The sequence below is a fragment of the Hyphomicrobium sp. 802 genome, from assembly GCF_000526135.1.
GTDB lineage: Bacteria > Pseudomonadota > Alphaproteobacteria > Rhizobiales > Hyphomicrobiaceae > Hyphomicrobium_B.
On sequence record NZ_JAFM01000001.1, the window covers coordinates 4,036,717 to 4,058,586 of the forward strand.

The following is a 21,870-nucleotide window of genomic DNA, read 5'->3' on the forward strand; positions in this document are numbered from 1 at the left end:
AAACGTGAACCGATATGGCCAAGCGGCTTACTTTTTTTCTGCAGCGGACATCATACGTCAAACAGAGCGATCTTAAATTCCCGCTCGCGCAGCTCGGACGGGGCGCGGGGAGGTTTTCAGGTCGCCGAAGCCAACTTGCCAGAATGGAGATCCCCCATGTCTCGTCTGAAAATCAGCAGTGGAATCGCCGCCGCTTCTCTTATGCTGTTCGCCGTACCGATGTCGGCCTACGCCCTCGTAGAGAATCCTTCTAGCACCATGTCGCAAACGCCGCCTTCGGTGATTGTGTTCAACCAGAAACCCAAAGAAGGCCAAATCAACGTCACTTATGCGTTTATGCCATCGGCTGGGCACTTCGTGATTTACGGCTCGAATGGTTCGGGCAAAGCCAATGACTCGATCGTCGGCAGTGTGAAGCTCGATGCAGGCGCGCACAACGACTTCAGCGTCAGGCTCGATAAGGATTTGCCCACTGGCACATCTTTGTGGGCTTCGCTCACAAACTCCGACAAGCAGCCCTTCTGGAAAAAATCGCTCCCGCTGCAGAACGAATTTTTGATCAAGTAACAAGGCTGCAAAGCCTTTGTGCATGACCGCCAGATCGACACAACGTCGGAGCGAAAGCCCCGGCGTTTCTTTTGCATAGCCTGCTGTCACTCGCGGATCGTTTCGGCTGCTACGAGTTCCGTGCGGAATTTCAGCCAGAGAACGACAGACAGCATGGCGAAAGCGCCCAGCGTCGGAAACATCGCGGCGTAGCCGAATTGTTGCGCCATCCACCCGCCGATCGCGGGACTGAGCGCGGCGCCGACGCCTTGTGTCGCCATCACAGCACCTTGCCCGGCGTTGATGCGGCCGGTGCCGTAAAGGACGGATTATCGATCTTTCCGAGGGCGCGGCGCGCCAACTCGGCTCTGCCGATTTGATGCGGGTGGAAATTTCGGCCCAATAGCCCGCGACCGAATGTTCGCGAGCCCGTCAGGTTCTTTACAAGCTTTCATATCAATGAAAAACTTTCGCCATTCTTCACTTAGGAAGGATGGGGACATCGTGACAGCTTTCACGACCGCTTCGGCATGGGCCGACACGTCTTCAGGGACGCTTCCCGACGATCCGCTGCGGCCGGACGAACATTGCGACCTTGCGATCGTCGGTGGCGGGATTCTCGGACTTTGCTCTGGCCTTCATGCGGCGCGACAAGGGCTTGCTATCCGTATTGTCGATGCGGCGCGGATTGCCGACCGCGCTTCGGGTCTCAACGGTGGGCAGGTCATCGCGGGATTTAAGTACGATCCTGATTGGCTCATCGAGCATTTTGGCGACAAGCGAGGATCAGCACTGGTGTCCTTCGGTGCGTCGACGCCCGATGCCGTCTTTGGGCTCATCGAGCGCGAGAGACTTGACGTCCCACGACAAGCCAAAGGCTGGATCCAAGCTGCGCATTCTGAAACGGCCTTGAAGGCCGCGGAAGATCGTGCGGCGCAGTGGATCGCGCGCGGTGTGCCGGCAAAAATTCTTAGCGCCGATGACGTGACACAGATGACCGGAGCGCAGGGCTATCTCGGTGGCTGGCTAGATCCTCGCGGCGGAGCGATCCAGCCTTTTGCGTACACACGCGAGCTTGCGCGGATCGCCGTGGCGGCTGGCGTTCGCATTGCGGAAAACACGCGGATTTCGCGGTTGCGGCGCGAAAATTCGTCATGGGCGCTTACGACGGCAGATGGAAAAACGCTGCATGCGAAATCCGTTATCGTTGCGACGAACGCCTATGCAGACTGTCTTATTCCGGGCCTCGCGCGCACCCTGTTACCGCTGCACTCATTCCAGATCGCAACCGAGCCGCTCCCCTACGAGGTGCTCGCAAATATTCTGCCCGGCGGCCAGGTCGTTTCGGATTCGCGCCGCATCGTCACCTATTACCGCAGAGGACCGGACAATCGCATGCTTCTCGGCGGGCGCGGCTCAATGGCGGAGCCAACGAGCCCAAAAGCCTGGGCGCACCTCGAACATGCGCTGAAGCGGCTCTATCCCGCTCTCAACGATGTAAAAATCGAAAAGCGCTGGTATGGGCGCGTCGCCGTCACGCTCGATTACCTACCGCATGTTCACGAACCGGAGCGCGGCTTGATGATCGCCGCGGGATGCCAAGGGCGCGGCGTCGGCCTGATGACGGCGCTCGCGCCGTGTCTCGTCGACTATCTCGCGTCACGCGATCCCGAATGCATTCCGCTGCCGATCACGCCGATAAAGCCGATCCCGTTTCACGCGTTTCGCAACATCGGCATCGGTGCAGCCATCGCGTGGTACCGGCTGATCGACATGCTGGAGTGCTGAGTAATACAGCGATTGACTTTTTCGCAAATGTGAAAAACTATCCTGCCAGTTCAGGATTGCGAGTTGATGAACGCTTCCGCCGAAACTGACCACGCAATACCGGCGGCCTCGGCGCGCCATAGACGGCTATTCCAGCTTGGAATGTCGGCGCCGGGTGCGCTGGCGACATCCATCCTCGTTCTCTTTGCGCTCGGCGTGGTGCTGTTTCTGAGCTTCAGAACGAATGATGGTTCCCTGCTCGGCGGCGCTTTCACGCTCCGCAATTTTTCAGACACGTTGTCCGATCCACTTTACGCGACGATCATCCTGAGATCGCTGGCGATTGCCGGTTTCGTCACGCTTGCGACCGTCGTGACAGCCTATCCGGTGGCGTACTATCTGGCGTTTCACGCCGGCAAGCATCGCGGCTTGTTGCTCTTCATCGTCACGCTGCCGTTCTGGACCAGCTACCTGTTGCGCGTTTTCGCGTGGAAGGTCGTGCTGGCGTACAACGGCGTTCTAAACTCGGTCCTGCTGACGACCGGGCTCACGTCGGAACCGATCCTCGCGTTTCTCAACACGCCAGCTGCTGTCGTCGTAACGCTGGCCCATGCCTATGCGGCGTTCGCAATCCTGCCGATTTACGTCGCGCTGGAGAACGTGCCGCGTTCCCTGATCGAAGCCGCAGAGGATCTTGGCGCGCGGCCGTTCACAATCTTCCGCAAGATTATCCTGCCGATTTCGATGCCAGGCGTCATGGGGGCGGCGCTCGTCGTCTTCGTGCCAACCGTTGGCGACTACGTCACGCCGGCTCTCGTCGGCGGTCCTAGCAGCACGATGATTGGTTCGATGATCCAGGCGCAGTTCGGCAAGGCGAACGATTGGCCGTTCGGCGCGGCGCTTGCGGTGATTGTGATGCTGGTGATCCTCGCCGTTGTCGTGGCTGTGCGGCTTGCCGACAAGCACTTCGGGAGCCGGACATGATCGCGGGCGCGGCTTCTTCGAGACGTGCGACGTGGCTGAAGAGTTATATCCTTGCCTACGTGCTTTTTCTCTATCTGCCGATCGCGATCATTCCGATCTTTTCGTTCAACAATTCGATCCAGGCGGCATTCCCGCTGTCGGGTTTCACGCTCGAGTGGTACCGTAACCTCGTCAACAACGAAAATCTTCACCGCGCCTTCGAGACGAGCCTGATCGTCGGATTTTCCGCGGCGTTCCTGGCGACGTCTATCGGCATGACGGTCGCGTATATGGAAATTTCGGCAGGCGATCGCGTTTCGCGTACGATATCGGCGCTGGCGCGGCTGCCCATTCTCATTCCAGGCGTCATCGTCGGCATTGCGCTGCTCATTCTGGTCAATCTCGCCGGACTTGGCCCTTCGCGCACGGCCATCGTGCTGGGGCATACTCTCGTGGCGCTCCCTACCGCCGTCGTCATCATGCGGAGCCGGTTTCTGTCGCTGCCGAAAAGCTACAGCGAAGTCGCGATGGATCTCGGCGCGCACGAATGGACGACCTTCCGGCGCATCATTCTGCCACTCGCCGCCCCCGCCATTGCGTCGTCGTTCATGCTGTCGTTTCTGACGTCGTTCGACGAATTCATCGTCGCGTTCTTTCTTTCCGGAACCGAGCCGACGCTGCCGCTCTACGTCTGGGGGCAATTGCGCTTTCCGAAATCTCTTCCGAGCGTCATGGCGCTCGGCTCCGTCATTCTTTTGGCTTCGGTCGTCATTGCGACGGCCGCCGAGATCATCCGGCGGCGCGGCGCATCCGCGACCGAACTTCCCATCTCTTTCAAATGAAGTGTGCCGAGCTCTTGAACGCAAACAGGGAGTATCAAGTTATGCAGGGATTGACGTTACGAAACACGCTGCGCAAGGCCTTGGGCCTGGCGTCTCTCGTTGCGGCCATTGCAACACCGGCGCTTGCCGCCGACAAGCTCACCTATTTCACATGGTCGGGCTATGAACTGCCCGCCTTCAACAAGAGCTTCCTGAAAGAACATCCGGACGGCGTCGAAACGTCGGTCTTCAGCGATGACGATGAAGCTTTCACGAAAGTGAAAGCCGGCTTTCATCCCGATCTCGCGCATCCCTGCTACGACAAGATCGCGCGCTGGAACAAGGAGGGCCTGCTGCAGCCGATCGATACGAAGCGGATCAAGAACTGGGATACGATTTTCCCGGTCTTCAAAGACCTTCCCGATATTCAAGCCGGCGACGGCAAGGTCTGGATGGTACCTTGGGATTGGGGCAATACCTCTATCCTCTACCGTACCGATCTCGTGAAAGATCCCGCTCCGTCGTGGAACCTGCTTTGGGACAAGCAATACGCCGGACGCCTTGCGACGATCGACGCGGTTCACGATACGCCTGTCGTCGCGGCCATCATGGCCGGCGTCAATCCGTTCGACATGTCGCCAGCCGACCTCGAAAAAGTCGCTGCGAAGCTGCGTGAACAGCGCCCGCTTCTGCGCGCCTACACGACGGACATGACCTCGGTCGAGCAATCGCTCGCCAGCGGCGAGCTTGTCGCGGCGATGACATGGAACGCTTCTGCGACCGCCCTTAAAAAGCAGGGCGCAAAGGTCGAATTCATGAAGCCGAAGGAAGGCATGCTGACGTGGGCATGCGGGTTCGTGATGCTGAAGGACGCCAAGAACGTCGATCTCGCCTATGACTTCATCAACAGCCGCCTTGAGGGCGACTCAGGCAAGGAGCTCATCACGCAGTACGGCTACGGCAGCGCTTCGAAGGCGGCATTCGATCTCGTTCCGAAGGAAGAGCTTGACCGTCTGCAGCTTCCAGCCGATCCGAACGTCGTTCTGAAGAGCACGGTTTTCACTGGACCGATGAAGCAGAATGACGAGCTCGCCAAGATGTTCGAGAAGATCAAGGCTGGCGGCTGATCGCGCGCCAATCGAAGACAAAAGATGCAGCTCTTTTCAGATAGAGGGTCACGACTGTGGCGCGGACGAAGGTAAAAGAAGCACGTGATGAGGCTTCCGATCAGACTCCCTCCGAGGCGGACATTCGCCTCGGCCGCCGCATTCGTGCGCTTCGACTCGAACGAAAGCTCGGCATCACTGACGTTGCCCAGCGCGCCGGAATTTCCGTCGGCGCGCTGAGTCAAATCGAACGCGGCTTGACCTCGCTGAGGATTCGCGTGCTCTGGCCGTTAGCCGCTGCACTCGGCGTCGAGCCGCATAGCCTGCTTGGCGACGACGAGAACAAGAGCAGCGATCTTTACGTCGTCCGTGCGACGAAGAGAAAGGAAGTGCCGGTTCGATCGCAGGGCATGCGCAAGGAGTTGCTGTCTCCGCCGGGTTCGGTGCTGACGGGCCTTCTGGTTCATGTCGAACCGGGCGGGGGGACGGGAGAGTCCTACAGTCATGCGGGCTACGAGTTTGGCCTCGTCAAAAAAGGCCAGGTCGAGTTGACGATCGATAGCGTCGTCTATCTTCTTAAGGCTGGCGACAGTTTCGCGTTCAAGAGCACGCTGAAACATTCGTTCCACAACGGCGGCAAAGAGCGATGCGAGATCGTTTGGATCAACACGACAAAGACGACCGAGATTCGTAATGGCGACTGATTCACTGCTGCGCCTCGATGGTGTTTCCAAAGTTTTCGATAGTGGCACGGTCGGTCTCGATAACGTTACGCTCGACATCGCTCATGGCGAGTTCATTAGCCTTCTCGGCCCCTCAGGGTGCGGAAAGACGACAAGCCTGCGCGTGATGGCGGGCTTTGAAGCGCCGACCGGTGGCCGCGTCCTGCTCGATGGCAAAGACATCACAGCGCTTCGCCCCTACGACCGGCCGCTCAATACCGTTTTCCAGGACTATGCGCTCTTTCCGCATATGAACGTCGCGGAGAATGTTGGGTTCGGGTTGTCGCTGCGGAAGCTTCCGGCCGGTGATGCAAAAAAGAAGATCGCCGAGGCGCTGGATTTGGTCGGGCTTGCCGACAAAATCAACGCACGCGTTTCGATGCTGTCGGGCGGTCAACGCCAACGTGTTGCGCTGGCGCGAGCGCTGGTGTGCTCGCCGCGCGTGCTTCTTCTCGATGAACCGCTGTCGGCGCTCGACGCGAACCTGCGCGAGCAGATGCAAATCGAATTGAAGCGGCTGCAATCACGTCTCGGCACGACGTTCGTGATGGTCACGCACGATCAAGCGGAAGCATTGTCTATCTCGGACCGCATCGTCGTGTTGAACCGCGGGCGCATCGAGCAGATTGCGTCGCCGTCGGAGCTTTACGATGCACCTGCGACGCGCTTCGTGGCGGATTTCATCGGAAGCATGAATGTTCTTGACGCCGAGATCGTGGAGGCGACGACCACGGGCGTGCGCGTCGCTGCGGGTTCGATGATCCTCGAAGTTCCAGCAGAATGCGTTCGCGCTACGCCAGGCCGAGGCGAGCCGGTATTGGTGTGTGTGCGCCCGGAGGAACTCACCGCTCATCCGGATGCAACGGACAACACGGTCGCCGCGCAGATCCTATCGACCGTCTTCTATGGTCCGACGCTCCGGCTGTTCGTCGAAACAAATGCCGGCCAGAAGCTGATGATCGACATGGGGCGCCGCCGATCGACCGAAACGTTCGACGCCGGGGCGACCGTACACGTACGGCCCGTTCGCGGCTCCGGGCGGCTTCTCGACAAGGATTAACGTAATGCACGGGGCTGCCGGGTTACGAGGCCACGATGATCTCGGCTCCGGCACCCTTCAGAGCAGCTGCGATATCGTCGGGTGGCTCCGCTTCGGTCACAACCCGCGCGACGGCATCGAGCGGCGCAACCCTGATCAAGCCGCCGCGCCCGAATTTCGTCGCGTCAGCGAGCACCGTCACAGATTTGGCCTGCGCGATCATTGCCCGGGCAACATCCGCTTCCCGGACATCGTAATCGAGAATCCCGACCGTCTCGATGGAGCCGACCGCCAACACCGCGTGAACCGCGTGAAACTGACTGATCTGTTCGACCGCTAGCGGACCAAGGTTCTCGGTTCCGTCGGCGCGGTATTCACCGCCGATCAGAAACGTCGAACTCGATGGGCCTCGCGCCGCGAGTGCAGCGATGGCTGCCGAGTTGGTGATGATCGTCAGGCCCGTCGCCGTCGAAAGCTCTTCGGCAAACCACAGCGTCGTCGTGCCGGTGTCGACGAACAACGTATCTCCAGGTTGAAAAAGCTGGATCGCGCGGCGGGCCACGGTGCGCTTGGCATCGGCATTTTCTAACAGTCTGCCCTGAAACGATCCTTCGATGTCAGCGTCGGGAAGTCGTGGCTCCGAGATCGTCGCGCCGCCGTGAATCTTCCGTACACGCCCCCTTTCGGCCAGATCGGTCAGATCCCGGCGAATGGTTTCCCGTGAGGTTCCAAGGAGTTCGGCTAAAGCATCGACCGTTACCCGCTCACGCTCGCGAACGACCTGTTCGATTCGTTCCCGTCTAATTGTAGGTCGCATTTCGCCTTGCCCGTTCGGTCATTCTATTTGACTGTTCAGCTATTCTGTCGGACCATACAAACAAATAAAGTGCCCGAATGGGCAAATTTTTGTTTTAACGGCCACCGATCCAATCCACAACCAGGGGTTGAGCATGACTCACGACGAAGACACTAAGGTCCTGCACTCAATGGGCTACGCGCAAGAATTATCGCGGCGCATGGGTGCCTTTTCCAATTTCGCGATTTCGTTCTCGATCATCTGCATCCTCGCGGGCGGCATCACGTCGTTTCCGCTCGCGATGGCGACCGGCGGCGCGTTCCAGGCGACGATCGGTTGGATCGTCGGCGGATTGTTCGCAATGCTCGTGGCTGCATGTCTCGGCCAGATCGCTTCGGCCTATCCGACGGCCGGCGCACTTTATCACTGGTCCTCGATTCTCGGCGGACGCGGCTGGGGCTGGGCCACAGCGTGGATTAACCTGCTTGGCCTCATCTTCGTCGTGGCGTCCGTTGACGTCGGCGTATGGCAGCTCTTCCGCGACCTCGTCGTCGCCGGTGTGTTTCATGTCGACGTGACGTCCTGGACTGCCTTGTCGACCGATCCGCTGCCGACCGGCATGACGCTCGATCAAGTCAACGCCAACAATGCGCACGCCTATTATGTGCAGGTGGCGGCAGTCAGCCTGATCGTCATCGCGCAGGCGCTGGTCAATCACTTCGGCATCAAGCTGACGACGCTGCTGACCGACTTTTCGGGCTACCTGATCCTTGTGGTCGCGGTGGTGCTGACGGCTATGTTCTTCATCTGGGGCGCGGGCAACTACTCGCACGCCTTCACCTTCACGAACAACACTGGCGATGCCGGCGGCGGTTATGTGCCTGCGGCACGGACTGCGATTGTCGCATTCCTCGTCGGCCTGCTCTACCCGCTCTATACGATCACCGGCTTCGATGCCTCGGCGCATACTTCCGAAGAGACCAACGATGCGCGGCGAACCGTGCCTCGCGGCATGATCCACTCAGTGTTCTGGTCGCTGGTGTTCGGCTTCGTGATGGCGGTCTCCTTCGTTGTTGCGAGCCCCGATCTCGCTGCGACGGCGAAAGATGGCGCCGCAGCGTGGTTCAACATGTTCAACAATCTTCCGGCTCCGACGCCGCTTAAGGACGTCATCGCGATCTGCATCGTGTTGGCGAACTTCATCTGCGCCCTTGCCGGTCTCACTTCGACGTCGCGCATGATCTATGCGTTCGCGCGTGACGGCGGCCTTCCCGGCTCAAGCGTGTGGAAGCGCGTCAGTCCGCAATGGCGCACGCCCGTTCCGGCGATCTGGCTGGCTGCGATCTTGTCTATTGCAGCCACGCTCTACTCTCCGGCCTTTGCTGCACTCGCGGCCGGTTGCGCCCTCTTCCTTTATGTGTCGTACGCTATGCCGGTCGCCGCCGGTCTCTTCGCTGAAGGAAAGACGTGGACCGAGTTTGGGCCGTTTCGGCTCGGCGTGTTCTCGAAGCCAATGGCGGTTCTGGTGATAATCGGCACATTTATCCTGATGTACGCCGGTATCCAGCCTCCGTTCGACATCCTGATCAACTATGCGATCGGCTTGATCGTCCTCTTGGTCGTGCTGTGGTTCGGCCTCGAGTCGCGTCGCTTCAAGGGCCCGCCGATCGGTGCGGAAATCGCGAAGCGTCAGGCGGAGATTGCAGCCGCCGAGCGTGCTGTAGGCGAGTCGTCCTAATCACGTCACGACAACGGCCGCGGGCAGTGATGCCCGCGGCTTTTCTATTTTCATTTCGGCGCGGACGCCGAAGCTTAGAGGACGAAGATTATGTCGGTCGCAGACGTCGCCATCGTTGGTGCGGGCGCCGTAGGCTGTGCGATGGCGCGACGGTTTACTCTTGAAGGCGCGCGCGTCATCCTTCTGGAGCGCGGCGCCGACCTGCTTTCCGGCGCCAGCAAGGGAAACAGCGCCATTCTGCATACGGGCTTCGATGCGCCTCCGGGCAGCGTCGAGCTGAGTTGTATGCAAGCCGGCTATGCCGAATATCTCCAAATCCGTGATGATTTTAACCTGCCGCTGCTGGACACCGGCGCGATGGTCGTCGCGTGGTCAGAGGCAGAGCGCGCGGCGCTCGATGGCATTGAGGCGCAAGCGAAAACAAACGGCGTCAATGACGTTCGACGCCTGACGGCGGCAGAAATTCGCGCCCGCGAACCTGAGCTTTCTCCGCGCGCCCTCGAAGCGCTGCTGGTGCCGGGCGAGCATGTGATCGACCCCTGGTCGCCGTTTCTGGCGTATCTGAAACAGTCGGAAGCGCACGGTGCCGAAATCGTATTCGGAGCAGAGGTCGTATCCGGAGCCTTCGATGGAACGACTTGGACGCTCCAGACCACGCGTGGCGCGCACCGGGCTCGGACCGTCATCAATTGCGCGGGTCTTTACGGCGATCGGCTCGATGCCAAGCTGCTCGGGATGGCGTCATTTCAGATCAAGCCGCGGAAAGGCCAATTCGTTGTCTTCGACAAGGCGGCGTCAAAGCTTTTGAAGACGATCATTCTCCCGGTTCCGTCGGAGCGGACCAAAGGCGTCGTGCTGACGCGGACCGTGTTCGGCAATGTGCTCGTCGGACCGACTGCGGAAGAACAGGACGACCGTGATCGCGCGACCGTCGAGGAGGAAGCGCTGCGCGGCCTGCTTGCCAAAGCCGAAGAGATGGTCCCCGCGTTGGCAACCGTCGATGTCACGGCGATATATGCGGGCTTGCGTCCAGCGACCGAGGAGAAAGGCTATCGCATCAATGTGCGCGGTGATCGCAACTGGATCACGGTCGGCGGCATCCGCTCGACGGGGCTTACGGCATCGCTCGGCATCGCGCAGCACGTTTATGGCCTCTATCGCGATATGGGACATCAGCACGCCGCCATTATCGACCCCGTGATGCCGCGCGTGCCCAATCTCGCCGAGCATCGGCCGAGGGATTGGCAGACCGCCGGATACGGCGAGATCGTCTGCCATTGCGAAATGGTGACGTTGCGCGAAATCGAAAAAGCCTTGTCGGGGTCGATCCCAGCAGGCGATTTCGGCGGCCTGCGGCGGCGCACGCGTTGCGGCATGGGACGTTGCCAGGGCTTTTACTGCAATGCGCAGCTCGCGCTTCTGACGGCAGGCTGTTTCGCATCGCCTCTCGCGGTCGGAGACGCAGGGTGATGTCGGCACCATTCGAAGTGCGAAGCGCCGATGTTCTTATCATCGGCGCGGGTCCAGCCGGACTGTCCGCAGCGACACAGCTTCGCAAGCTCGGCGTCGCCAACGTCATGGTGGTAGAGCGCGAACCGATGGGCGGTGGCATTCCGCGTCACTGTGGCCACCCGCCGTTCGGCATGCGCGAATTCGGTTGGGTTATGACAGGACCTGCTTACGCGCGACGGCTCGTCGATCGGGCAGTGAAATCCGGCGTCGAGCTTCAGCTTGGCTGCACGGTCGTCTCGATCGACCATGCCGACGATCTTGTCGTCACATGCGCCAGCAATCGCGGCCTGCTCACAGTCGTTGCGAAACGTGTCGTTATCGCTACGGGCGTTCGCGAACGGCCTCGCTCGGCACGGCTTGTTTCGGGCGAACGGCCAATCGGCGTCATAAACACCGGCGCGCTGCAGGAATATGCCTATCTGCAGAAGCTTATTCCATTTCGACGCCCGTTGATCGTCGGGACGGAGCTCGTCTCTCTTTCTAGTCTGCTGACATGCCGGAACATCGGCGCGAAGCCCGTCGCGATGATCGAGAGCCGTAACCAACCGACCGTGCGCCCTATTTCCATGTGGCTACCGCGATTGCTCGGCGTTCCCGTTCGCTATGGAACGCATCTCGTCGACATCAAGGGGCGGTCACGCGTGGAAGCCGTCACGCTGCTGTGCCCGGACGGAACGCATGAAGACATCGCATGCGACGGTGTGCTGTTTACGGGGTCGTTCAAGCCGGAAGCCTCGCTTGCCCGCTCTGTGGGATTGGATATCGACGCGGGAACAGGTGGTCCTGTCATCGACCAATTCGCGCGCACGAGTGAGCCGCGCATCTTTGCTGCGGGAAATATATTGCATCCCGTTGAAACAGCCGGCTGGTCGTGGCGCGAGGGCCGGCGCGTCGGCGGCTTCGTCGCCGATGATCTCAACGGCCGGCTGCCCGCGGCCAACAGCGCGATCCGCCTGAAACCGGGCCCTGGCATTCGGTATGTTGTGCCGCAACGGATCGTTCCGGGCGGCGAAGGCCTGTCGCATCTTCAGTTGCGTGCAGCGGATAGCGTTTCGGGATCGCTGGTCGCAAGCGCCAACGGCCAGATTATCTGCAAGCAACCGCTGACCTCGTCTCCGGAGCGGCGAATCCTGGCGCCTATCTCGGCATTCGAGAATGCCAATTCCGACATCACTATCGGTGTCGAGGGAATGCAAACCACTGACATTCGGAGCCGTTCGACATGCGAGTAGCCGCGATCGACCAAGGAACAACGTCGACACGTGTGCTGGTCGCCGACACGGATGGGAAACTTGAGATTGCGTCCTCGGTGACGCATCAGCAATTCCATCCGCATCCCGGTTGGGTCGAGCACGATCCGGAAGAGCTGCTGACAAACATCCGGCGCTGTCTCGATGCGGCAGGCAAAGTCGATGCGATCGGAATCGACAATCAAGGCGAAAGCTGCCTTGCCTGGGATGCCGAAACCGGCGCGGCGTTGTCACCCGTTATTGTATGGCAGGACAATCGCACCGCCGATGCCGTCGGGCGCTTGAAAGATAAAGGCGCGGCGTCACTGACACTCTCGCGTGCGGGGTTGCCGCTCGACGCCTATTTTTCTGCATCCAAGCTCTCCTGGATCGTCGCCAATATCCCGGCGGCGAAGGATGCCCTGGCGGCGGGACGTTTGCGGCTCGGCACGACGGATGCTTTCTTTCTTGATCGCCTCGCTGGAACTTTCGCGACCGACGTGACGACGGCATCGCGGACGTCGTTGATGGACCTCGAAACCGGCAAGTGGGACGCCGATCTTTGCGAGCTGTTCGGCGTACCGATCTCGGCGTTGCCGGAGATAAGACCGACGGTCGCCGATTTCGGCCGGATCAACGGCGTGCCCATCACCGCTTCGGTCGTTGATCAGCAGGCTGCACTTTTCGGTCATGGTTGCCGTGAGCCGGGAGATGCAAAGATCACATTCGGGACGGGGGCGTTCGCGCTGGCCGTGACGGGCAAAGAGATCGCTCATGCGCCGGAAAAGGGACTATTGCCGACCGTCGCCTGGTCTATCAATGGGACAATGACCTATGCGGTCGACGGCGGCGTTTACGATGCTGGTTCGGCGGTCGAGTGGGCGCGGCGTATCGGACTGATCGCAGACATCGAGAAGGATCTCGAATGGTTCGACGCCGAGCCGGCCATCGACCGTGACGTCGTGTTCGTTCCTGCGCTTTCAGGACTGGCTTGCCCGCACTGGGACCGGACGGCGGCGTCGTTGTTTGTGGGCATGTCGGCGGCAACGACACAGGCAGACATGCAGCAGGCGCTGCTCGAAGGTATCGCCTTGAGCGCTGCAGATGTCATCGCAGCCATGCACGCGCACGTCCCGATCGGTGGATCTATTGCAATCGACGGCGGCCTTGCGCGCAGCCGGTATTTTGCACAATTCCTGGCCGACATGATCGGGCGCGAGGTTATCGTCGCGGATTTCGATGAGCGCACAGCGTTCGGAACGGCTAAGCTCGCGGCGCTCGGCGCCGGCATATCGCTGCCGGATGCCAAGAGCGCCGCTCAAAGCTTCCATCCCCGAATTGCCGATAGCTCGGCGACGCGCCGGCGTTTTCATGACGCAGTTGCGCGCTGCAAGAGTTGGCGCGATCTCGGCGAATAATTTTCTGCCGGCTCCAACAGAAAATCGCGCCGCTCTATCCCGAGCGGCGCGACGCGTTTCTGCCGTTGATGCCGATTAGTGCGTCTTATATTCGGCCGTACCTTTGGAAAGCGCGAACTCTTCCTCAGGTGAGAGGATGAGTTTGTGGCGGCCTATTACAGCGAAATAGATAATACCGACCGCGAACCAGGCGATGACGCCGTAGATGCCTTGCTGATAGGTGCTGTCGCCAAGCTGGTACCACAGCGTAACGGCGGCGATGATAATCGTCAGAACGGCACCGGGAATACCGAGCGGACTGCGATACGGACGCTCGATGTTTGGCATCTTGATGCGCAGCAGGATGAACGAAATCGCCTGCAGCATGTAGGAGCACATGGCGCCGAACACCGCCATATTGAGCAGCGTTGTGCCGATCTGATCCTTGTTGATGAAGTAGATGATCGTCATCAAGATCAGGCCGACGGCCGAACCCGTAAGCATCGCGACATAGGGCGTCTTAAGCTTGTGCCCCGTGATCGAGAGGGCCGTCGGGAAGTAGCCCGCGCGGCTCAACGAATAGACCTGCCGGCCCATGGCGTAGAGAATGGTGTGAAAGCTCGCGATCAGGCCGGTCAATGCGACGATGCCGAGCAGCACGACGGCGCCACTGCCGTAGATTGCACGGAAGCCATCGAGCAAAGGTTCGCCTGACGTCGAAAGCTTAAATGCACCGACGCCGATGACCGACGGGTTCAGCAGCACGATCATGAAAGCCGAGACGATCAGCGTACACATGCCGAGGATGATGCCCTTCGGCATGTCGCGTTTCGGATCGACCGATTCCTCAGCTGCGAGTGGAAGCTGCTCGATAGCTAGGAACAACCAGACCGCAAACGGCAAGGTTTTCAGAACGCCTTCCCAGCCGTACGGGAACATGGGGCCGTTGCCGTTCGGAAGCTCCGTGCCGTCAGGCGCGATGTTGAGCGCCCAGCGGTTGAAGTCCATGTTCGGAATGGCGCTGATCCAGAACACGACCAGGATCGCGAGCGAAAGCAGCGTGACGATCAGGGTCACGCGGAACGACAGCGCGACGCCGAAGATGTTGAGCGCGAGGAAGACGACAAACGTCGCTATCCATAAAAGTGGCTCTGGTTGAGCACCTATTCCCGCGGTTTCAAGGATTCCGTTCAGATAGGAGCCGATGAAGTAGCAGACGACCGTCGGCGTGACGACGTATTCGACGTTTTCGCAAAGGCCGGTGATGAAGCCGCCCCATGGACCCATCGACGAGCGGGCGAAGGAGTAGGCGGCGCCCGTGTGGGGCAGCGCCGGGCTCATTTCGGCGATGGAAAACACGAGGCCGAGGTACATGACGGCGATGATGCCACCTGCGACCAGCATGCCGCCCCAGCCACCTGTGCCGAAGCCGAAGTTCCAACCGGAGAAGTGTCCCGAGATCACCGCGCCGACGCCGAGCGCCCACAGTGACCAGATGCCCGCATATCTCTGAAGGCCGCGAGCCTTAAAGTATTCGTCACCTACGCGTTCGTAGCTGACGCCTGACGCACTCTGATCGTCCATGATTGTCTCCCCACATGAAGCTGCCGACCAGGCGCGGAAGAGAGCCGAATTTTGGATGAAACTCCCCGCGAGGGAGATCGAGCGCCACGAGGATGCGGAGCTTGCCGGCTTGCGCCGTCAATGCTCAAACGCATGCGCGTCCTCTGCATGCCACCCCCTGCGCCAGATCAGCGTTCGAAACTGAACACCGAAACAATTGCAGCTTTGCACCAGAGTCCTGAGCGCGATAGCAGGGAGAGGATACTAGAGTACAATTACTCTATCGGCCCAGCATAACGAGCTGGCCGTTCGCATAAATCAGCGATTTCAATGATCCCGTACATGGGTTCCGTCGAGCCAAGTTGCAAGTCTTACGAGTTCGGCGAGGTTGCGCGTGCGCATTCTTTCCATCACCCATGCTCGGTAGTTTTCGACGGTGCGGGTGCTCAAGCCGAGCTTCAACGCAATCTCCTTGTTGGAGAGCCCGAGAACAAGATGGTCCATGACTTGCTTCTGTCGCGGTGAAAGCTCGGCAACGCGATTTTGAAATTCGGCGCGCATGTCGGCATCAACCTTTTTGCGCACGCCGACATCGACGGCATGACGGATGCTGGCGACGATCCGTTCGTCCGAGAACGGCTTTTCGATGAAATCGAGCGCCCCGTTCTTGACCGCCGTCACGGCCATCGAAATATCGCCGTGACCGGTGATGAGAATGACGGGCAGACTCGGATAGCGCTGCGCGATCTCGTGATGCAGCTCGATCCCCGTCATGTTGGGCAGGCGTACGTCGGACACGACACAGCCGATGTCGCCCTCATCAGCCTCCGACATGAAGGCCTCGGCGGACTGGTAGGAACAGACGTCAAGCCCCGCGCCTTCAAGGAGCTGACCCAACGAATCCAGAACGGCAAAATCATCGTCGATAATAGCGATCTTCATGTCGTCGTGCTCTTTGCCTCCTTGCCGACTTTCGGCAGCGTGAAAGATACGCGTGCGCCTGCTGTGTTCCCGCCGAGCGTCAACCGTCCGCCGTGCGACTGAATTATCGAACGGCTCAGCGACAATCCAAGCCCCATGCCGTCGGGCTTGGTCGTGGTGAAGGGTGAGATGGGGCGTTCCAATAAAACTGGCTCGAAACCTGGGCCATTGTCGATGACGGAAATGACGATGAAGGCCTGTCCGTCGTCGGTGACTTCTATCTGGATTTTACCATCTGCAATGCGCGAGGCCGTGATTGCCTCGGATGCGTTCTTGACGAGATTCGTGACGACCTGTTCGATCTGCAGGCGATCGACACAGACGTTCGGCAAATCGCGCGGGACGATCGTATCAAACGTGATACCGTGCTCTTCCAGGTCTGCTCGGCACACCGATTCCGCTCGTCGGACGAGATCGGGCACCGAGACAACTTCGAAGCGCGAACTGCCCGCGCCAATGAAATCGCGAAGCCAGCGGATGACAGCAGCCGCGCGATCGACCTGCTCGATAATTTGTTCGGTCGTGCGGACGGCGGCAGCCTGATCGACGACATCGCGTTGCAAGTTCTGACGACCCACGCGCGCGTAATTGCCGATGGCGGCCAAGGGTTGATTGATTTCATGCGCGATTGCTGCCGCCAGCGCACCCAGTGCTCCGACGCGAGACGCGCGGCCAAGGGCTTCGCGATGCAGCCACAGCTCACGCTGGGTGTTGCGCTGCTCGGTGACGAGCGCGCCGACGATCAGTCCCGTCAAAGCCAATGCGAGCATCATCGTCTGCAGCGCTGTGATGCTCACACCGCTGTGTCCGGTAAGCTGGATCGCGGTAATCAGCAGCACTTGCGTCACGACCAGTGCGCCCGTCACCGCCTCCAATCCAAAACGCACGGCAATCCAAATGACCGGGAGAAACAAGAGATAGAAAAGCTGCGACGGATTGGTCGTCGCGGTTCCGAAAATCAGGAAGAGCGCACCGACCATGACTGCAAACGGCAGTAAAAGCTCAGCCGAATGCGGGAGGATCGTGCGGCCCGCAAAGAGAAACAGCAGAAATGGCGTCATCACGGTGATGCCGATCATGTCGCCGACCCACCAGCCGAGAATTCCTCGTCCGATCTGATCGACGCTGATGATCGACATCATCGCGAGGAGCGTCACGCAGACGGTAGCGGCCACTGCCGCCGCAATCGCAGCCGTCCCCAGCAGCCAAATCAGATCCTGCCTCAATTGAAGCGCGCCTGAAAATGGGCCGTCCTCGCGCGTCAGAAACCAAGCGGCGGCCGAATAGGTGCCTCCGATGATGAGGACCACTGAGACTTCGGCGCCGAGCGGCAGAGGAAATTGGCGCAAGAGACCATCAGCCACCAGAGGCGCGAGGAACAGCCAGGGGATGAACGAACGGCCGAATGCCAGTACCAATGCGATACTGACGCCTGTCGTCGGATTCCAGGGCGTTATCCCGAACGCGCTCAGGGGATCGACGAAGCTCAACCAGTCCAGTGCGACGTATGCTGCAAGATATGCGGCGCCCAGCGCGACATACCGCGGCGGCGGCATGCCGATGACCGTATCTCGCGTCAACGCCTGAAGCATTCCGCGCACCCTTTGGGAGCGACCCCATGCCGGCTCCCGTAGAGTTACTCTAGTTCGATCGCCAGCGATTCACTACTCACGCACTTGCCCAGAATTGCATCATCCTGCCGACTACGGTGTCGTTATGGCCCATGGAGCCGTGCACCGACGAGCCACGGATGTGCGGCAAGCCATGCCCGGATCACGTATTTTTCGTGGGTCGCCACAAGGGTTCGTGATCCGGTTTATCTTTTCCTCGCGAGGCCGCGATGCGTTCAAGCGTCAAAAGCGATGGACAAAAATCGCCGCTTCGGCGGCGTCCCGTGAGCCTCTCGGATTATCTCGACGCCGATAACGGCGATAGCGCCGCCGAGTTTCAACGGCTTACGGCCTCCGACCACCAGCCGGACACGATTCACGGAGATGGCCAGCGCGCCGGAGAGACGTCGTCTAATTCAGCGACGTCGAACGGCAACGAGGCCGATTCCGCACGACGCCGAGGAGCACACACAAGGGAGACGTGAAACGCACAGCCGGGCGCCGGTGGTTAGCCGGGGTATCGGCATTAAATCATTTATGGGGAGGACGTAATGTCATCGGCGGGATCGAAACGCATCGGCACCTCGAATATTTTTTATTGCATGATGCCAAACCGACAGGGCCGTCCGTCGGCATTTACGCCAACAGCGATATTCCGGCCTCCGTCGCCGACGATTTCGGCCGGCGCTATACTTTTGCGGGCGTGGCGCCGAGACGGACGAACGGCGATTTTGATCTCGATGCCCTCCGAGCCGGAGAATTCATTCTGAAGCCGGGGCTGGTCTATCGGATGGAGCATTTGCCTCAATCGTGGTTCGAGGCGATTTTCAGATAGCCTAAGCGCCTACGCTTAACGACGGGACCGCAGCCGGGGGGTGGGCGCTTAGGCGCTCGTGCAAAAAGCCAGGAAGCGGGATAAACACGGCGCCTCGCTCTCAAATGAGGACGCTCGTGACACGGTCTATCGATGCTCTTTCGTCGGCTTTTCCTTCAGCCGAGGCGCTAGCGAAGGGAAAAGTTCGCTCATCTCATACGCTGATCTTCCGGCCCTATTGGTGGAATGCGCTGCCGGCGGAAGATAACGGCGGCGAAAAGCCTGTTCCGGAAAAATGCGATGTGGCGGTCGTCGGCTCCGGCTTCACGGGATTGTCGGCGGCGCTGACTTTGGCGCGCGCCGGGCGGGACGTCGTGATTTTCGAGCGCGGACGAACCGGATTTGGCGCCAGCACCCGCAACGGCGGTCAAATCGGCAGCGGCAACCAGAAATTCCGCGTCAAGACGCTCATCGCATTGCGGGGACGGCGAAAGGCAGAGGACATGCTGCGCGAGGGCACGCGCATGCTCGACCATATCGCGTCGCTGATCGAGACCGAGAAAATCGACTGTCATTTTCGCCGCTGCGGCCGCTTTCGCGCGGCCATCCGACCTGAGCACTATGATGCGATGGCTGCCGACATGCAGGATCTCAAGGCGATCGCGAGCGTCGAAAGTTTCATGGTGCCACAATCAGAGCAAGCGTCGGAAATCGGCTCCGACATTTTTTATGGCGGTGCGGTCTTGCCGAACGATGCGTCGCTGCATCCCGGCCTCTACCATGCCGGTTTGGTGGCGCGGACGGCCGAGGCTGGCGGCAGGATTTTGGACCAGACGGCGGTCGCCCATATCGAGCCGGTATCGGGCGGTTTTCGCGTACGAACGCCTCGCGGCGAGACGATTGCCCGAAGCGTCCTTATTGCGAGCAACGGCTATACCGACGGTCTCGTGCCAGAACTTGGGCGACGGATCGTTCCCGTCGGCTCGGGCATTATCGCGACCGGGGAAATTACGGAGCAGCTTTATACGCGCCTGCTGCCCAAGAACCGGGTCTACGGCAACAGCAATCGCGTCTTCTATTACTTTCGCGGAGCGCCGGACGAGCGGCGCATTATCTGGGGTGGACGCGTGGGGCGGTTCGCGTCGAATACCTCGCCGTCAGCGTTCGGGCACCTGGCACGCGACATGCTGCGCGTCTTTCCGGACCTCAAAGACGTGCCGATCACGCATGCCTGGGACGGCAAGATCGGCTACACCTACGACGAGATCCCCCACATCGGCCGGACTCCAATGGGCATCCATTATGCTCTGGGCTACTGCGGTACGGGCGTTTCGCGCGCGACCTATTTCGGCAATAGGATTGCGTTGCAGATGCTCGAAAAACCGGAGGGGCGCACGGCCTTCGACGATTTGGCTTTTCCGCCGTTTCCGGTGCATCCGGTTGCCCGGCGAGCGGTGCCGTTCGTTGAGGCATGGTATCGCGTCCGCGACACCATGAATTTCTAGCAATCCCCCCGGATTGGCATTCTTGCAGGCGCGAACCTACATCATGCGTCAGCCTGGAGGATGTCATGACGGCCATTTCCATTCTCGATCTCGTTCGCGTTACGCAAAATACCGATGCGCGTGGCGCGCTCGATAACGCGCGCGATCTCGCAGCTCACGCCGAAAAGTGGGGCTATCGCCGGTTCTGGGTGGCCGAACACCACAATATGCCCGGCATCGCCAGCGCCGCGACGTCGGTGGTGATCGGTCATATCGCGGCCGGTTCGAAGACCATTCGCGTCGGCGCCGGCGGCATCATGCTTCCGAACCATGCGCCGCTCATCATCGCAGAGCAGTTCGGGACGCTGGCGCGGCTGTTTCCGGGCCGGATCGATCTTGGGCTGGGCCGGGCTCCCGGCACTGACCCGCTCACCGTCCGAGCTTTGAGGCGACAGCCTGCGGCCGCCGATACGTTCCCGCAAGATGTTGTAGAACTGCAGTCCTATTTCGCGCCGGCGCAGCCAGGACAGCGGATTCAGGCCGTACCGGCGGCGGGAACGAATGTACCGCTGTGGATCTTGGGTTCCAGCACGTATGGCGCCTATCTTGCGGCCGAGCTTGGCCTGCCCTACGCGTTCGCCTCGCACTTCGCGCCGGAACAATTGCTGTCCGCGCTTGAAATTTATCGCTCACACTTCAAGCCGTCTCAGCAGCTCGACCGCCCGTATGCGATGGTCGGCGTCAATGTCATTGCAGCGGAGACTGACCGCGAAGCCAAGCGTCTCGCGACGACCCAGCAAATGTCATTCGCCAATCTGGCCCGTGGCGCGCGGCAGCTCAGCCAGCCCCCCATCGACGACATCGAGACCTACTGGTCGCCAGGCGAAAAGGCGCAAGCGACGGCTATGCTCGCACGCTCTGTCGTGGGCTCACCCGAGACCGTTCGCGCCGGCCTCAAGGCGCTCATTGACGAAACGGCAGCCGACGAGCTTATGATCGTCTCCGACATCTACGATCACGCGTTGCGGCTACGTTCGTTCGAGATCATCGCCGATACGCAGAATGCCGACGCGCGGCAATTGTGTCCGGAGACCTGAGCCTCGATGAGCGACGACAACAACGACCTGCCGGAACCCAATAAGCTGACGCGGACGAAACAGAAATGGGCGCGCGAAGGACGCTTCCTGACCGGAAAGACCTCGCGGCCCAATTCGGAGAGGTTACCTCCGGGCCAGCATCTGGTCCGCGACTGGCCGGTGCTCGACCTCGGACAGCAGCCGGAGATCGCGCTCGATCAGTGGCGGTTGGTCATCGACGGCGCCGTTGAACATCCGACGACCCTCGACTGGGCAAAGTTCCAGCGCGAGCCCAGCAGCGTCAAGACGTCGGACATCCATTGCGTCACGACCTGGTCGCGCTACGACAACCGCTGGACCGGTGTTTCGACACATGACCTGCTGGATCTCGTGATGCCGACGCCTGAGGCGCAATTCGTCATTCTGCATAGCTATGACAGGTACACGACAAACATTACGCTCGCGGATTTCGCGTCCGAGGATGCCATCGTCGCGCATAGCTGGGAGGGCAAGCGGCTGACGCGCGAGCATGGCGGACCGGTTCGCCTCGTGGTGCCGCACCTCTATTTCTGGAAAAGCGCGAAGTGGCTGAAACGCATTGAATTTGTTGCGAGCGATGCGCGGGGATTTTGGGAAGTGAACGGCTATCACAATCGAGCCGATCCGTGGAAAGAGCAGCGTTACTCGGACGATTGACCCGGTTAAT

20 protein-coding genes are annotated in these 21,870 nt (G+C 60.2%); 15 read left to right on the top strand and 5 right to left on the bottom strand.

All coding sequences use genetic code 11. From position 1 onward, the window contains the following. The first annotated feature begins 156 nt into the window (after nucleotides 1-156). Nucleotides 157-567, top strand: a complete 411-nt coding sequence (locus tag HYP802_RS0120455) for a hypothetical protein (RefSeq protein ID WP_024276439.1) — start codon at nucleotides 157-159, stop codon at nucleotides 565-567. A gap of 86 nt (nucleotides 568-653) precedes the next feature. On the opposite strand, the gene HYP802_RS23390 is transcribed toward HYP802_RS0120455, so the two are convergent. After that, nucleotides 654-827 carry a hypothetical protein gene (locus tag HYP802_RS23390; protein WP_013949598.1) on the bottom strand — a complete coding sequence of 58 codons (174 nt, stop codon included), beginning with the start codon at nucleotides 825-827 and terminating at the stop codon, nucleotides 654-656. Between the two features lie 223 nt (nucleotides 828-1,050). Here HYP802_RS23390 and HYP802_RS0120470 point away from each other — a divergent pair, with 223 nt between their 5' ends. The 6 genes from HYP802_RS0120470 to HYP802_RS0120495 all read left to right on the top strand — a co-directional run bounded on the left by HYP802_RS0120470 (nucleotide 1,051) and on the right by HYP802_RS0120495 (nucleotide 6,985). Next, complete coding sequence (locus HYP802_RS0120470; RefSeq protein ID WP_024276440.1) at nucleotides 1,051-2,334, top strand: FAD-dependent oxidoreductase; 1,284 nt, start codon at nucleotides 1,051-1,053, stop codon at nucleotides 2,332-2,334. A gap of 66 nt (nucleotides 2,335-2,400) precedes the next feature. Then, nucleotides 2,401-3,297, top strand: a complete 897-nt coding sequence (locus HYP802_RS0120475; RefSeq protein WP_024276441.1) for an ABC transporter permease — start codon at nucleotides 2,401-2,403, stop codon at nucleotides 3,295-3,297. Beyond that, nucleotides 3,294-4,118 (top strand): ABC transporter permease, encoded by an 825-nt coding sequence (locus HYP802_RS0120480; RefSeq protein ID WP_024276442.1) that lies wholly within the window; start codon nucleotides 3,294-3,296, stop codon nucleotides 4,116-4,118. The genes HYP802_RS0120475 and HYP802_RS0120480 overlap by 4 nt, the downstream gene beginning before the upstream one ends. A gap of 41 nt (nucleotides 4,119-4,159) precedes the next feature. Then, nucleotides 4,160-5,224: an ABC transporter substrate-binding protein gene (locus HYP802_RS0120485; protein WP_024276443.1), complete on the top strand. Its 1,065-nt coding sequence runs from the start codon at nucleotides 4,160-4,162 to the stop codon at nucleotides 5,222-5,224. Nucleotides 5,225-5,280: 56 nt separating this feature from the next. Further along, entirely contained in the window at nucleotides 5,281-5,907 is a 627-nt protein-coding gene (locus HYP802_RS0120490; RefSeq protein ID WP_024276444.1) for a cupin domain-containing protein, read from the top strand. Beyond that, complete coding sequence (locus tag HYP802_RS0120495) at nucleotides 5,897-6,985, top strand: ABC transporter ATP-binding protein (protein ID WP_024276445.1); 1,089 nt, start codon at nucleotides 5,897-5,899, stop codon at nucleotides 6,983-6,985. Before HYP802_RS0120490 ends, HYP802_RS0120495 begins: the two co-directional genes overlap by 11 nt. A 22-nt stretch (nucleotides 6,986-7,007) precedes the next feature. Here HYP802_RS0120495 and HYP802_RS0120500 read toward each other — a convergent pair whose 3' ends face one another. Further along, on the bottom strand, nucleotides 7,008-7,781 hold the full coding sequence (locus tag HYP802_RS0120500; protein WP_013949605.1) for a DeoR/GlpR family DNA-binding transcription regulator: 774 nt from the start codon (nucleotides 7,779-7,781) through the stop codon (nucleotides 7,008-7,010). Between the two features lie 133 nt (nucleotides 7,782-7,914). Between HYP802_RS0120500 and HYP802_RS0120505 the strand changes: the two genes are divergently transcribed. From HYP802_RS0120505 to HYP802_RS0120520, 4 genes are all read left to right on the top strand, one after another. Continuing rightward, on the top strand, nucleotides 7,915-9,498 hold the full coding sequence (locus HYP802_RS0120505; RefSeq protein ID WP_013949606.1) for an amino acid permease: 1,584 nt from the start codon (nucleotides 7,915-7,917) through the stop codon (nucleotides 9,496-9,498). Between the two features lie 90 nt (nucleotides 9,499-9,588). Further along, on the top strand, nucleotides 9,589-10,968 hold the full coding sequence (locus HYP802_RS0120510; protein WP_013949607.1) for an NAD(P)/FAD-dependent oxidoreductase: 1,380 nt from the start codon (nucleotides 9,589-9,591) through the stop codon (nucleotides 10,966-10,968). Beyond that, the gene (locus tag HYP802_RS0120515; RefSeq protein ID WP_013949608.1) at nucleotides 10,968-12,242 is read left to right on the top strand and encodes an NAD(P)/FAD-dependent oxidoreductase; all 1,275 of its coding nucleotides are present in this window, start codon (nucleotides 10,968-10,970) and stop codon (nucleotides 12,240-12,242) included. The genes HYP802_RS0120510 and HYP802_RS0120515 overlap by 1 nt, the downstream gene beginning before the upstream one ends. Then, nucleotides 12,233-13,657 carry an FGGY family carbohydrate kinase gene (locus tag HYP802_RS0120520; RefSeq protein WP_024276447.1) on the top strand — a complete coding sequence of 475 codons (1,425 nt, stop codon included), beginning with the start codon at nucleotides 12,233-12,235 and terminating at the stop codon, nucleotides 13,655-13,657. The genes HYP802_RS0120515 and HYP802_RS0120520 overlap by 10 nt, the downstream gene beginning before the upstream one ends. A gap of 75 nt (nucleotides 13,658-13,732) precedes the next feature. Here the strand turns inward: HYP802_RS0120520 and HYP802_RS0120525 are convergent, their stop codons facing one another. From HYP802_RS0120525 to HYP802_RS0120535, 3 genes are all read right to left on the bottom strand, one after another. Next, nucleotides 13,733-15,220, bottom strand: a complete 1,488-nt coding sequence (locus HYP802_RS0120525) for an amino acid permease (RefSeq protein ID WP_013949610.1) — start codon at nucleotides 15,218-15,220, stop codon at nucleotides 13,733-13,735. A 306-nt stretch (nucleotides 15,221-15,526) separates the two neighbouring features. Continuing rightward, nucleotides 15,527-16,141 carry a response regulator gene (locus HYP802_RS0120530; protein ID WP_013949612.1) on the bottom strand — a complete coding sequence of 205 codons (615 nt, stop codon included), beginning with the start codon at nucleotides 16,139-16,141 and terminating at the stop codon, nucleotides 15,527-15,529. Then, nucleotides 16,138-17,772, bottom strand: a complete 1,635-nt coding sequence (locus HYP802_RS0120535; protein ID WP_013949613.1) for an MASE1 domain-containing protein — start codon at nucleotides 17,770-17,772, stop codon at nucleotides 16,138-16,140. Before HYP802_RS0120535 ends, HYP802_RS0120530 begins: the two co-directional genes overlap by 4 nt. Nucleotides 17,773-18,388: 616 nt before the next feature. Here HYP802_RS0120535 and HYP802_RS0120545 point away from each other — a divergent pair. The 4 genes from HYP802_RS0120545 to HYP802_RS0120560 all read left to right on the top strand — a co-directional run bounded on the left by HYP802_RS0120545 (nucleotide 18,389) and on the right by HYP802_RS0120560 (nucleotide 21,860). Next, a complete protein-coding gene (locus HYP802_RS0120545) occupies nucleotides 18,389-18,625 on the top strand; it encodes a hypothetical protein (RefSeq protein WP_024276448.1) in 237 nt (78 codons plus the stop codon). A gap of 116 nt (nucleotides 18,626-18,741) precedes the next feature. Beyond that, nucleotides 18,742-20,109 carry an FAD-binding oxidoreductase gene (locus tag HYP802_RS0120550; protein WP_013949616.1) on the top strand — a complete coding sequence of 456 codons (1,368 nt, stop codon included), beginning with the start codon at nucleotides 18,742-18,744 and terminating at the stop codon, nucleotides 20,107-20,109. 65 nt (nucleotides 20,110-20,174) lie between these two features. Further along, entirely contained in the window at nucleotides 20,175-21,185 is a 1,011-nt protein-coding gene (locus HYP802_RS0120555; RefSeq protein WP_013949617.1) for an LLM class flavin-dependent oxidoreductase, read from the top strand. A 6-nt stretch (nucleotides 21,186-21,191) separates the two neighbouring features. Next, the gene (locus HYP802_RS0120560) at nucleotides 21,192-21,860 is read left to right on the top strand and encodes a sulfite oxidase-like oxidoreductase (protein WP_013949618.1); all 669 of its coding nucleotides are present in this window, start codon (nucleotides 21,192-21,194) and stop codon (nucleotides 21,858-21,860) included. The last annotated feature ends 10 nt before the right edge of the window (nucleotides 21,861-21,870 follow it).

What these genes read in the sequence shown, in the direction of transcription:
- HYP802_RS0120455 (WP_024276439.1), top strand. Translation starts at nt 157, where the DNA reads ATGTCTCGTCTGAAAATCAGCAGTGGAATCGCCGCCGCTTCTCTTATG.
- HYP802_RS23390 (WP_013949598.1), bottom strand. Translation starts at nt 827, where the DNA reads ATGGCGACACAAGGCGTCGGCGCCGCGCTCAGTCCCGCGATCGGCGGG.
- HYP802_RS0120475 (WP_024276441.1), top strand. Translation starts at nt 2,401, where the DNA reads ATGAACGCTTCCGCCGAAACTGACCACGCAATACCGGCGGCCTCGGCG.
- HYP802_RS0120480 (WP_024276442.1), top strand. Translation starts at nt 3,294, where the DNA reads ATGATCGCGGGCGCGGCTTCTTCGAGACGTGCGACGTGGCTGAAGAGT.
- HYP802_RS0120485 (WP_024276443.1), top strand. Translation starts at nt 4,160, where the DNA reads ATGCAGGGATTGACGTTACGAAACACGCTGCGCAAGGCCTTGGGCCTG.
- HYP802_RS0120495 (WP_024276445.1), top strand. Translation starts at nt 5,897, where the DNA reads ATGGCGACTGATTCACTGCTGCGCCTCGATGGTGTTTCCAAAGTTTTC.
- HYP802_RS0120500 (WP_013949605.1), bottom strand. Translation starts at nt 7,781, where the DNA reads ATGCGACCTACAATTAGACGGGAACGAATCGAACAGGTCGTTCGCGAG.
- HYP802_RS0120505 (WP_013949606.1), top strand. Translation starts at nt 7,915, where the DNA reads ATGACTCACGACGAAGACACTAAGGTCCTGCACTCAATGGGCTACGCG.
- HYP802_RS0120510 (WP_013949607.1), top strand. Translation starts at nt 9,589, where the DNA reads ATGTCGGTCGCAGACGTCGCCATCGTTGGTGCGGGCGCCGTAGGCTGT.
- HYP802_RS0120515 (WP_013949608.1), top strand. Translation starts at nt 10,968, where the DNA reads ATGTCGGCACCATTCGAAGTGCGAAGCGCCGATGTTCTTATCATCGGC.
- HYP802_RS0120520 (WP_024276447.1), top strand. Translation starts at nt 12,233, where the DNA reads ATGCGAGTAGCCGCGATCGACCAAGGAACAACGTCGACACGTGTGCTG.
- HYP802_RS0120525 (WP_013949610.1), bottom strand. Translation starts at nt 15,220, where the DNA reads ATGGACGATCAGAGTGCGTCAGGCGTCAGCTACGAACGCGTAGGTGAC.
- HYP802_RS0120530 (WP_013949612.1), bottom strand. Translation starts at nt 16,141, where the DNA reads ATGAAGATCGCTATTATCGACGATGATTTTGCCGTTCTGGATTCGTTG.
- HYP802_RS0120535 (WP_013949613.1), bottom strand. Translation starts at nt 17,772, where the DNA reads ATGCTTCAGGCGTTGACGCGAGATACGGTCATCGGCATGCCGCCGCCG.
- HYP802_RS0120555 (WP_013949617.1), top strand. Translation starts at nt 20,175, where the DNA reads ATGACGGCCATTTCCATTCTCGATCTCGTTCGCGTTACGCAAAATACC.
- HYP802_RS0120560 (WP_013949618.1), top strand. Translation starts at nt 21,192, where the DNA reads ATGAGCGACGACAACAACGACCTGCCGGAACCCAATAAGCTGACGCGG.